Below are 10,512 nucleotides of genomic sequence, written 5' to 3'. Positions count from 1 at the left end.
ATATCCATAACGTGCATGTTCCCCACTACACGGATATTATCGACGGTTAGCTGGCCAATCTCTTCACGCCTTGCGCCTGTATATGCCGCGATCAACGGCAACCAGAAGTCCATCGACTGATGGTCGAACGTGTCGTTGCAATGGTCAAGGATCATGCCAACCTGTTCGGGGGTGTAAGCAATGACATCAGCTTCCTTGGCTTTGCTGTGCTTGATCTTCTCGCTAACAGGCTCGAAGCCCGCGAAGGGGTCAGCACACAACAGCCCTGCCCGATTATCCGTGATCGCCTGTTTGGCGATGACGTGACACCGCGCACGACAATGGGCGTCTCCACCGTTGCCTTATTCACCATGTCTTGGCGGAAAGAAAGTTCACGCCAAAAGGAATGGTTTTTCCCGTGTCCTCTGTCATGCTGGATCGGATCGATGATTACCGAACAACTCTACAGTCGCATTCGGGGCCGTTGATGTCCGTTATCAACTGGCGGGCCTTGCCGAACGGAAACGTTGAAGTCACGAATTATACGGCTGATCTGTACCGATACTTTGACTGCACCGACGAAGCCGAATTTCTTTATGAATGCGTCCATCGAACCATTGAGAATGACCTGCCGCGTGAAATTGACTACTTGAAGCGTCATGACGCCGCCATGACGACGATCATGAATGCCATTGAGATGCCAGATCGTCTCGCTGATGATTTTATCATGTTCGTCAGGCAAAATGGAGGAAAGCTCCCCAAACGTCGTCGTGAGAAAGAGTTTGCGAAGTTAAGCGATAAAGAAGTCGCGCTGCTGGAAAAAGCTATAGACGATGCATTCGAAGGTTTTCCGGATACTCGATGAAGGCTGCTCTCCTGGATGTCATTGGAATTTGGGGGGGAGATTACCAGTGCAGCGCATAATTTAACCCTATCAATCCGAAGTGAGAAGCCGCCCTCAACTCTGTCGCGACCTTGGCAAGCCGGGTTGCATTGCGTTCAGCGATATAGCCGGTTTCATCATAAGCACTCGCCAGCGCTTCAATCGCTGCCCCGTGTGTCTCAACAGCGCGGGCATCGCGGTTCAGCTCATCATAGATGCCAGAACCCAAAAGCGCGCTGCCCTGCCGTGGGTTATCGAAGAGGTTGTCGATGTGGCTGCGCACCTCTGCGAGTTTGGGCGCAGCTTCCACGAGGCCGATCACAAGTGTCTTCAGGAACACATCTGCACGGGTTTTCAGCGCTGCGAACCGGCGGTCCAGTTCGGCTGCCTTTTCGATAAGTTCGCTGTCCAGCACAGCACCGGTGTCATTTGCGGCGCGGATCGTATCACGCAACTTGGTTTCACCATGGCTGACCAATTCAGCAAAGCGCTCACCGGCAGAACCACCGAACAGCTCGTCGCTGATCCTGATCCGCGCGGCCTGATCCATGCTTTCCATGCGCCCGATGATCTCAAGCATCAGCTTCGACGGATCTGCGAGCTTGTTTTTGAGTTCGGTAGCGGAATACCCCAACCGCGCGAACGCTTCGGCACCCGCGCCCTGCCCGGTCACGACGAACTCGTCAGCCCGCAGGTTCAGCTCTTTCAGGCCGTCGACGATCTGATCAGTGCCGATCCGGTTCTGCGCACCGACGAACTTCCATTCCTGCAAAGCCCGAACGCTGACCCCTGCCCGCTTTGCCTCGTCACCGATCTGTGCCGTTTCATTCACGATCCGGCCAAGGTTCTGTGACAAGCCGGATAGAGCACCTACGGTCAGGCCACCCACCAGACCACCGGCCAATCCGGGGCCAAGGCGCTTGCCCCCCACATCCTGGCGACATAACTAGTATACGTGAGGCAGCACGCGCCACTCCGAACCTCGCACCAATTTTCGTGCCAGTAAAAGAGGCACCCAACTGGTTCGGAATATCTAGGGACACGATCTACCGGCAGAGCAAGTTAGGAAACGTGACCATCTATAAAGCCGGTGGACGCTCTGTGCTTAAAGTTTCTGAAGTTCAGACTTGGGTAGAGAAGTCTAAAAACCCTGCGAGGTAATTGTGGGGCCAATTGTGGGGCTGGCGTTTAAGGCCAGCCTCAACCTCTAAGCTTTTAATGACTTTAATGCTTGACATTGGTGCGGTCGGAGAGACTCGAACTCTCACGGGTGTTACCCCACAGCGACCTCAACGCTGCGCGTCTACCATTCCGCCACGACCGCACGCCATGGATGGTGAGGATCGTTTAGACAAACTCGGCGGCATTGTGAAGAGGCAAATCGCATGAATTCAATATGGTTTTTCAGCGCCGCCAAAATTGCGTCAAACGCGGGGGATTTATCCCTTGCCTCTTGAAATACGCGCCAAAGCATAGACTTTGGAGGAAAGGTACAAATTAAAGCCAACTAAGGAAACGAAATGCCCCAAGACTCCGCCACTCAAAACACCCCGTCCCTGCAAATTGACATCGTGTCGGATGTGATGTGCCCGTGGTGCATCGTCGGGTATCGCCAGTTGGAACAGGCACTTGCGATGGTCGGGGTTGGTGCGTTTATCCGCTGGCATCCGTTTGAATTGAACCCGCAGATGGGCCCAGAAGGCCAGAACATGGGCGAACATATTACCCAGAAATACGGAATAACAGCCGAGCAATCTGCCCAAAACCGTGCAAATCTGGTCGAAATTGGCACGGGGCTGGGCATCGATTTCCAGTTTTCGCCTGACAGCCGCATGGTCAACAGCTTTGCCGCACATCAGCTGCTGAATTGGGCGCAGGGTCAAAACCTTCAGCATCCGCTCAAACTTGCGTTGTTTGACGCACATTTCACCCAAGGGCGCGACGTGTCCGATCATGCTGTGCTGGTTGATATCGCAACAAGCGTTGGCCTGGACGGCGACAGTGCGGCCGAGGTTCTGGCAACTGGCAGCCATGCAGATAAGGTGCGCGAACTTCAAGGCGTCTGGACATCGCAAGGGATTTCGGGCGTGCCGTCGATGATCTTTGAGGGAAAATACCTCGTGACCGGCGCGCAAGGTGCCGAAAACTATGCGCAAATCCTGCAAAAAGTCCTGAGCGAGAGGGAAGCGGCCTGATCTTTGCGCTTTTATTCGCGCACGCACTTTCAAACATTCAAAGGGGTCGGTAAACCAGCGCCATGGTGGAATGGATCATCTCAGACGGGTTGACCGACTATCGCGCCGCCGAGGCGTGGATGGAGGCGCGCGCCACCCAGATCGCCGAAGGCAGCGCAGATGAATGCATTTGGCTGGTCGAACACCCCCCGCTTTATACCGCTGGCACGTCCGCCAAGATCGAGGATCTGACTGATCCGGAGCGGTTCACTGTCTACGATACCCGGCGCGGCGGCCAATATACCTATCACGGGCCGGGCCAGCGGGTGGTTTATGTCATGCTTGACGTGGGCAAACGCGGCCGTGATGTGCGCCGCTTTGTCCAGGAGCTTGAAGCATGGGTCATCGCCACGCTTGATACCTTTAACATCAAGGGCAAAATCTGCGAAGGTCGTGTCGGCGTCTGGGTTGATCGGCCGGACAAGCCCTTGACCCTGAACGGAGATCTCGCCGAGGACAAGATTGCCGCCATTGGCATCCGCTTACGCAAATGGGTCAGTTTTCACGGCATCAGCATCAATGTGGAACCCGATCTGGACCATTTTAGCGGAATCGTTCCTTGCGGAATAAGCCAGCATGGCGTGACCTCTTTGGTCGATCTGGGGCTGCCCGTGACGATGGATGCGTTGGACGTCGCGCTAAAGGCGCAATTCGACGCAATATTTGGCGAACACCCCTAAATATTTGGCGAACACCCCTAAGAAAGACTGATTCTTGCGAATTTCCGGCTTAACGCCCCCTGCCCAGCGTTGGCTATGCCAGCGTGGCTCTGAAGTACGACCAATGGACGCTTTGCCGCACATACATTCTGATCTTCACATATGTTTCATCAATTTGATGCTTTCTAAGCCAAGTATGACTGTCGAAACTCAAACCGAACCGCCTGTGGCAAAGATGCTCTCTCGCCCCCAAACCATTCGTGGTTTTGTCAAAAATTACGGCCCTGCGGCAATCGTTGCCATTGCTCCTTTAGGCAAGGCGCACTAGAACGAGGAATAATTCAACGCGCGTCCCCTTCCGGGGCGTGCCTTGGCTCACCAATCTCAGGAGGCACCGCATGGCAGACGCAGCCATTCACGGGCAAGACCATCACGACGAGCGTGGCTTTTTCACACGCTGGTTTATGTCCACGAACCACAAAGACATCGGTATTCTGTACCTGATCGTCTCAGCCCTTGTTGGCTTTATCTCAGTCAGCTTCACCATCTACATGCGCTTGGAACTGATGCACCCCGGTGTTCAGTACATGTGTATGGAAGGTGCGCGCTTTATCGCAGACAGCTCTGCGGTTTGTACGCCAAACGGTCACCTCTGGAACGTTTTGATCACCGGCCACGGCATCTTGATGATGTTCTTCGTGGTTATTCCGGCATTGTTCGGCGGCTTCGGCAACTATTTCATGCCATTGCAAATCGGCGCGCCAGACATGGCGTTCCCGCGTATGAACAACCTATCCTTCTGGCTATATGTCGGCGGTACAACACTGGCTGTTTGTTCAATCCTGACACCCGGTGGCAGTGGTCAGCTGGGTTCTGGTGTGGGCTGGGTCCTGTATCCGCCGTTGTCCGTCCGTGAAGGCGGGATGTCGATGGATTTCGCGATTTTCGCGGTTCACGTATCCGGTGCGTCGTCCATTCTTGGTGCGATCAACATGATCACGACCTTCCTGAACATGCGTGCCCCTGGCATGACACTGTTCAAAGTGCCGCTGTTCAGCTGGTCGATCTTTGTGACAAGCTGGCTGATCCTGCTGTCCCTGCCCGTTCTTGCAGGTGCTATCACCATGCTGCTGATGGACCGTAACTTTGGTTTCGCGTTCTTTGACCCAGCAGGTGGCGGTGATCCGGTTCTGTACCAACACATCTTGTGGTTCTTCGGACACCCCGAAGTATACATCATCATCCTTCCGGGTTTTGGTATCATTAGCCACGTGATTGCAACGTTCAGCCGCAAACCGATCTTTGGCTACCTGCCAATGGTTTGGGCGATCATCGCAATCGGCGCACTTGGCTTTGTTGTGTGGGCACACCACATGTACACCGTCGGGATGTCGCTGAACCAGCAAGCATACTTTATGCTCGCGACGATGGTTATTGCGGTTCCAACCGGTGTGAAGGTCTTTAGTTGGATTGCCACAATGTGGGGCGGTTCGATCGAATTCAAAACACCTATGCTGTGGGCTTTCGGCTTCCTGTTTCTTTTCACCGTTGGTGGTGTAACAGGGATCGTTCTGTCGCAGGCCGCTGTAGACCGCTATTACCACGATACCTACTATGTGGTTGCACACTTCCACTACGTTATGTCGTTGGGTGCCGTGTTCGCGATCTTTGCGGGTATCTATTTCTACCTGCCCAAGATGTCGGGCCGCATGTATCCTGAATGGGCTGGTAAACTGCACTTCTGGGCGATGTTCATCGGTGCGAACCTGACCTTCTTCCCACAGCATTTCTTGGGTCGTCAGGGTATGCCACGCCGCTACATCGACTATCCCGAGGCATTCGCCTACTGGAACCTGTGGTCGTCGATCGGTGCCTTCCTGAGCTTTGCGTCGTTCGTGTTCTTCTTCGGGGTGATGTTCTACACTCTGACACGCGGCGCACGCAGTACAGCGGCAAACCCATGGAACGAATATGCTGATACGCTTGAGTGGACTTTGCCAAGCCCACCACCAGAGCACACGTTCGAGATCATTCCTAAGCAGGAAGACTGGGACAAACAGCCAAGCCACTAAGGTAAGGTCATAAAACACAAAGGGCTCCAACGGCGGTTGGGGCCCTTTTTTTTTGCGGTCATCGCATTGGTAGGACTGTGCGTAGCGCCGATCATCACTGTACCAAAATGGCTACGGTGGCTCCTCCCTCCGGTCTTTGTTACCGTGAACCAATCCGCGCCGAACCAGCCCGATGTACGTACGCACTGAAGATCTGACCGGCATTGAAGGCTTCTGTGGTGCTGCTGGCGGGCGTCGTCATTACGCCTAACCACCCACGACCCGTCCCCTTCACAGCCACCGCTTGGATATTCCGGATCAAACGGCTCGCATTAATGACAGTTCTTTTATATGCGCTCTCCTTGCCTGTGATCATCGGAGGTACCTAAAAACTAGAGGCTGTCCTATCCGCCCCCAGCACCCAAGCGACTTGGACCACCCAACGTTACCGTGATCATCCGGGCCTATCGATTCTGCATATCCTGCCAGGGGTGATTTTCTGAATCATAGGCCCGATACAATTTTCGGTTTATGCTCGGCGCAATTTTCGCTAGGATCATCGTCACCTTGGAAAGACCTTCATCCTGACCAGCATTCTGTCCGCGATCGGCGTAATCTGGATGGTATTCATTTTCCACACCATCGGGGGTGCCCTGACCCAAACAGCAACGACTGCAATCAATCTGTTGATGATCGTCCTGTTGCTGGACGCATTGCAATCGGCGCGCAAAATGCAGTTTTCGCGTCACCGCTGCAGTATGATCCGGACCTACGCCCTTGGGCTATCGGTCTCGCCCGCACGGATGTTTATCATCGCGACTGACCGGCTGTTTCATATCCCGTTCGAGGCATCATTTACCGCCCCGTCAATCATCGGTGTTGCTTTGCATGTGCTCACTGCGGATTGTCTTATGAGACGCCAGCAGCCCCTGTCACTTTAAGTCCGAGCGCTGAAATACCCTTTGCTGGGAAAGCATTTAAACTTTTTTCAAATAACCCTAAATTACCTCTTGCGGCCCAAGCCCTGTATAGGTAAATCACGCCTTACCAGAGGATGCGGGCGTAGCTCAGGGGTAGAGCATAACCTTGCCAAGGTTAGGGTCGGGCGTTCGAATCGCCTCGCCCGCTCCAACTGGTTTCTGCAACCCCAGCAGAAAAAAACAAGGCCGCCTTCGGGCGGCCTTTGTGTTTCCAACACCCAATTTCTTGCAATCAATTTGCCTTTTGCCGCCAGCCAAACGCGCAACGAAAAACGCCCCGCTTGATCAGCGAGGCGTTCCATCATCTTGGTTCAAAGTGCATTTAGAGCAGCGAAATCGAAGAGCGTGCTGACAGGGCTTCACGCTCCATTTGGTCAACCGCGCTGATGTGCCACTCAAGACCAGACTGGCCCTGCTCTGTCGCTGCGCGCAGATTGGCGCTGGCGGTTCGTGCTTGCTGCGAGGACATCATCAACGCCTCTGCCAGTTCTGCACGGCTGGCGCGGATATCGGACAGGCGGGCGTTGTAGACATCTGCATTAATCGTACCAGCCGCCTTAAGCCCGTGCAGGGACTTCAGTTCGGCATCTTGTCGGGCAAGCAGATTGGGCAGGTCGGTTTTGATATCGCCAAGCTGGTTGTTTGATTTACGGATGCTACGCACCAATGCATTTGCGGATACAAGCTCAATCCGGCGTGCCACGTCGCGGTTGCCTGCGATGTGCCCGGTCACCGCCCCAGCGATCCCCCCGGCAGCGGCAGCGCCCAAGCATGACGACGCCCCCCCCGACGACACGACCGCAATTCCGCATCCCACAGCCGCCCCGACAGCCGCATGTTTGATCGTGGAATTACGAACAATTTCAGCCATCATCTGATCAAGAGCAGCGGTTTGTTCAGCCAGAATTGCCTGGTCTTGGTTGGTCGCCTTCAGGGCCATCATCCCCGTGGTTCCCCGCGACACTTCTGACCCAGCTGCGGGCATGTGTGCGCAGCCTGAAACAGTGAGGCCAAGCAGCAAGGGAAGCATCAAGAGAGGTTTGTTCATGAGATTGGTCCAGTTAGCTATTTCGTGTGTTTCGCAAGTTAGCCTTAAGGTTAACGCAAAAATAAGCCCATTATTGGGCGATCCCGCAAAAAATGAAGGCGTAGCCCACCGGACATAGCCCACCGCCCACACCTGAAAACTTTCAAAATAAACATAGGAAGGGGCTTTGCCTTTTTCTTACCACCTTTTGGGAATAATTTTACCCAAAATGCACGCAACAAAATACACGCCAAGAGAGAGCGAAAAGCCGATGAATCACACGAGGAGTAGAGCATGAAAATTCTCGCCATCGACGACGACCCGTTTGTCCGTGAGCTCCTTCCTGCGGTGTTCGAACAAGTGGCACTGACCGATGTGCATACCGCCGATGGTGGACGCGCGGCCCTTAAGGCGCTTGCCATGGCCCCCACCCCGTTTGATTGTTTGCTGTTGGATGTCGACATGCCCAAAATGAACGGGATCGAGTTGTGCAAACGCATCCGCGCCCTGCCCGCATACCGTGACACGCCGATCCTGATGCTGACCGCCAAAACCGACCCCAGCTCGATCGAGAATGCCTTTGCTGCGGGGGCTAATGATTTCATCGCAAAGCCCTTTGTCCTGAAAGATGTCCACAGCAGGATCCGCATCGCAGAGCGGCTGCTGGCGTGCAGCCAGCCGCAAATGCCGCAGCCCACGGACACAGTCACCATACCCGGAAAACACCCTTTTGATCTCGAAGACAAATTGCCTTTGACCGGAGTCGCGCGGCTGATCTTGCCCTTTTCGCTAGGCAATTACCTGACCCAGCTTGAACGCGGTGATCTGAATGCCTGCGAGGTTTCCTGCATCGCCATGGATGACCCCCAAACGCTGTATGACCACAGCACATCCACAGAATTCGTCGCCGCCTTGACCGATCTTGCCAATGCGATTTCCAGCGCCGTGGCGTGTCCGCATATGTTGATGAGCTATCAAGGAGCGGGATCATTCATCTGCATCACCCCCACCGCAATGTTGCACCCGTGGGATCAGATCGAGACAAAGCTGAACCAACAGCTGGCCTGTGCGCCCCGTTTAACGGGTACTGCACTGCACGCACCGCTGACGGTTTCTGTTGGCACTCCGATCACGCCCAATGCGAATCGCACGCAGCGCGTCAGGAACACGGTCGATCGTGCCTTGGGTCGCGCGCAGATGCGGTTTGCCACAAAACAGGCTGCCGCCTGATCCGTCAGTAGATCGGGAATTGCACCAGACATTTGGCAGCATTTTCCTGATAATCTAACAGGGTCACCTCAAGATCACGCCGATCCCGCATCACGCCCATTGCCGCTTTCTTTTCGCTGCGGGTGCCGCTCACGTGTTGTTCAAGGATCAGCACGGTTATCTCGAGCATCACGTTCTTTTCATAGTCACCTATAAGGTCGGCACGCGCCAATGTGACCGCCGTATAAGCCATCATATTGGCGCAGCGCAAAGCGGCGGCTTCCTCACCGCTATAGGTGCGGGCAGACGCCACTGAGCCTAGGCAAATCAATGCTGCACCCAAGGCGAAAAAGCGCCTCAAAACACTTTGAATGTCATGGTGGTTAACGACCGTTCAATTCCATCAATGTCCAGCAAATGATCGTTGATATAAACGCCGACGTCCTCGCCCTTGGGGATATACAGCTTCATCAGCAGGTCAAAATCCCCCGAGGTCGAATAAAGCTCGGAATGGATTTCGCGCAGGGCTATTTCCTCGGCCACGCGGTAGGTCGTGCCCGGACGGCAACGGATCTGGATAAAGACGCAGGTGGACATGGGGGACTTTCGACTGATTTGGTTGGCCTTAGGCTGACATAGGTGCGTTTGCGCTGCAATGACTGATTGGCCTGATCGCGCGTCTTGGCCTTGGCTTGGCCTTGCGCGCTGCTATAAGGGCAACACCCAGCGGAGAATACCCCATGCGCCAGACCACCATCAGCCGTTCCACCGCCGAAACAAACATCACGGTCGAAATCAACCTTGATGGCAGCGGTACCTATGACAACCAGACCGGCATTGGTTTTTTCGACCACATGCTGGACCAGCTGGCGCGCCATTCGCTGATCGACATGAAGATTTCCGGCAAGGGTGATCTGCACATCGACGACCACCACACCGTAGAAGACGTTGGCATCACACTGGGCCAAGCGCTGAGCAAGGCGTTGGGCGACAAGCGCGGCATCCGCCGGTACGGGGCCTGCCTGCTGCCGATGGATGACGCCTTGGTGCGCACCGCGCTTGATCTGTCCGCGCGGCCCTTTTTGATCTGGAACGTGGATTTGCCGACATCGAAAATCGGTACCTTTGACACTGAACTGGTGCGCGAATTCTTTCAGGCGCTGTCCACCCACGGCGGCATCACGCTGCATGTGGATATGCTGCACGGATTCAACAGCCACCACATCGCCGAAGCTGCTTTCAAATCGGTCGCCCGCGCCCTGCGCGAAGCGGTCGAGGTTGATCCACGCAAATCGGGTGACATCCCGTCAACCAAGGGTGCGTTGTAAGCGATGCTGACGGCAATTATCGACTACGAATCAGGTAACCTGCATTCCGCCCACAAGGCGTTCGAACGCATGGCCCGCGAAACCGACGCAGGCGAGGTCGTTGTTACCGCGGACGCAGATGTGGTTGCGCGTGCGGACCGTTTGGTGCTGCCCGGCGATGGT

11 protein-coding genes, 2 tRNA genes and 2 pseudogenes are annotated in these 10,512 nt (G+C 54.9%); 9 read left to right on the top strand and 6 right to left on the bottom strand.

Annotated elements, in window-relative coordinates; translation table 11 throughout:
• Positions 1–260, bottom strand: a 260-nt coding sequence (locus ABYT07_RS15825; RefSeq protein ID WP_372993000.1) for a hypothetical protein, incomplete at its 3' end; no start/stop codon positions are given.
• A gap of 206 nt (positions 261–466) precedes the next feature.
• On the opposite strand from ABYT07_RS15825, the gene ABYT07_RS15820 reads away from it, so the two are divergent.
• A complete protein-coding gene (locus ABYT07_RS15820; protein ID WP_372992999.1) occupies positions 467–844 on the top strand; it encodes a hypothetical protein in 378 nt (125 codons plus the stop codon).
• Between the two features lie 40 nt (positions 845–884).
• On the opposite strand, the gene ABYT07_RS15815 is transcribed toward ABYT07_RS15820, so the two are convergent.
• Positions 885–1,793 carry a phage tail tape measure protein gene (locus ABYT07_RS15815; RefSeq protein WP_372992998.1) on the bottom strand — a complete coding sequence of 303 codons (909 nt, stop codon included), beginning with the start codon at positions 1,791–1,793 and terminating at the stop codon, positions 885–887.
• A gap of 307 nt (positions 1,794–2,100) precedes the next feature.
• A tRNA-Leu gene (locus ABYT07_RS15810) sits at positions 2,101–2,186 on the bottom strand.
• A gap of 196 nt (positions 2,187–2,382) precedes the next feature.
• On the opposite strand from ABYT07_RS15810, the gene ABYT07_RS15805 reads away from it, so the two are divergent.
• From ABYT07_RS15805 to ABYT07_RS15785, 5 genes and pseudogenes are all read left to right on the top strand, one after another.
• A complete protein-coding gene (locus tag ABYT07_RS15805; RefSeq protein WP_372992997.1) occupies positions 2,383–3,057 on the top strand; it encodes a DsbA family oxidoreductase in 675 nt (224 codons plus the stop codon).
• Between the two features lie 62 nt (positions 3,058–3,119).
• On the top strand, positions 3,120–3,776 hold the full coding sequence (gene lipB, locus ABYT07_RS15800; RefSeq protein WP_372992996.1) for a lipoyl(octanoyl) transferase LipB: 657 nt from the start codon (positions 3,120–3,122) through the stop codon (positions 3,774–3,776).
• A gap of 377 nt (positions 3,777–4,153) precedes the next feature.
• A complete protein-coding gene (locus tag ABYT07_RS15795) occupies positions 4,154–5,827 on the top strand; it encodes a cytochrome c oxidase subunit 1 (RefSeq protein WP_372992995.1) in 1,674 nt (557 codons plus the stop codon).
• Positions 5,828–6,375: 548 nt separating this feature from the next.
• Positions 6,376–6,747: pseudogene (locus ABYT07_RS15790) on the top strand (DUF2306 domain-containing protein); the annotation flags it as partial.
• Positions 6,748–6,862: 115 nt separating this feature from the next.
• Positions 6,863–6,937 (top strand) — tRNA-Gly (locus ABYT07_RS15785).
• A gap of 171 nt (positions 6,938–7,108) precedes the next feature.
• On the opposite strand, the gene ABYT07_RS15780 is transcribed toward ABYT07_RS15785, so the two are convergent.
• The gene (locus ABYT07_RS15780; RefSeq protein ID WP_372992994.1) at positions 7,109–7,834 is read right to left on the bottom strand and encodes a hypothetical protein; all 726 of its coding nucleotides are present in this window, start codon (positions 7,832–7,834) and stop codon (positions 7,109–7,111) included.
• Positions 7,835–8,107: 273 nt separating this feature from the next.
• Here ABYT07_RS15780 and ABYT07_RS15775 point away from each other — a divergent pair, with 273 nt between their 5' ends.
• On the top strand, positions 8,108–9,043 hold the full coding sequence (locus ABYT07_RS15775; RefSeq protein WP_372992993.1) for a PleD family two-component system response regulator: 936 nt from the start codon (positions 8,108–8,110) through the stop codon (positions 9,041–9,043).
• Positions 9,044–9,047: 4 nt separating this feature from the next.
• Here the strand turns inward: ABYT07_RS15775 and ABYT07_RS15770 are convergent, their stop codons facing one another.
• Together ABYT07_RS15770 and ABYT07_RS15765 are read right to left on the bottom strand one after the other, a co-directional pair.
• On the bottom strand, positions 9,048–9,335 hold the full coding sequence (locus ABYT07_RS15770) for a hypothetical protein (protein WP_372992992.1): 288 nt from the start codon (positions 9,333–9,335) through the stop codon (positions 9,048–9,050).
• A 44-nt stretch (positions 9,336–9,379) separates the two neighbouring features.
• On the bottom strand, positions 9,380–9,619 hold the full coding sequence (locus tag ABYT07_RS15765) for an Lrp/AsnC ligand binding domain-containing protein (protein WP_176249542.1): 240 nt from the start codon (positions 9,617–9,619) through the stop codon (positions 9,380–9,382).
• A 143-nt stretch (positions 9,620–9,762) separates the two neighbouring features.
• Between ABYT07_RS15765 and hisB the strand changes: the two genes are divergently transcribed.
• Together hisB and ABYT07_RS15755 are read left to right on the top strand one after the other, a co-directional pair.
• Complete coding sequence (hisB, locus tag ABYT07_RS15760) at positions 9,763–10,350, top strand: imidazoleglycerol-phosphate dehydratase HisB (protein ID WP_372992991.1); 588 nt, start codon at positions 9,763–9,765, stop codon at positions 10,348–10,350.
• 3 nt (positions 10,351–10,353) lie between these two features.
• A pseudogene (locus tag ABYT07_RS15755) lies at positions 10,354–10,512 on the top strand (imidazole glycerol phosphate synthase subunit HisH); the annotation flags it as partial.

The organism is Sulfitobacter sp. (assembly GCF_041552635.1).
GTDB lineage: Bacteria > Pseudomonadota > Alphaproteobacteria > Rhodobacterales > Rhodobacteraceae > Sulfitobacter.
This window is presented reverse-complemented; position numbering and strand designations above follow the sequence as displayed.

Excerpts from the sequence above, each read along its gene's own strand:
- ABYT07_RS15820 (WP_372992999.1), top strand. The coding sequence starts at position 467 with ATGTCCGTTATCAACTGGCGGGCCTTGCCGAACGGAAACGTTGAAGTC.
- ABYT07_RS15805 (WP_372992997.1), top strand. The coding sequence starts at position 2,383 with ATGCCCCAAGACTCCGCCACTCAAAACACCCCGTCCCTGCAAATTGAC.
- lipB (WP_372992996.1), top strand. The coding sequence starts at position 3,120 with ATGGTGGAATGGATCATCTCAGACGGGTTGACCGACTATCGCGCCGCC.
- ABYT07_RS15795 (WP_372992995.1), top strand. The coding sequence starts at position 4,154 with ATGGCAGACGCAGCCATTCACGGGCAAGACCATCACGACGAGCGTGGC.
- ABYT07_RS15780 (WP_372992994.1), bottom strand. The coding sequence starts at position 7,834 with ATGAACAAACCTCTCTTGATGCTTCCCTTGCTGCTTGGCCTCACTGTT.
- ABYT07_RS15775 (WP_372992993.1), top strand. The coding sequence starts at position 8,108 with ATGAAAATTCTCGCCATCGACGACGACCCGTTTGTCCGTGAGCTCCTT.
- ABYT07_RS15765 (WP_176249542.1), bottom strand. The coding sequence starts at position 9,619 with ATGTCCACCTGCGTCTTTATCCAGATCCGTTGCCGTCCGGGCACGACC.
- hisB (WP_372992991.1), top strand. The coding sequence starts at position 9,763 with ATGCGCCAGACCACCATCAGCCGTTCCACCGCCGAAACAAACATCACG.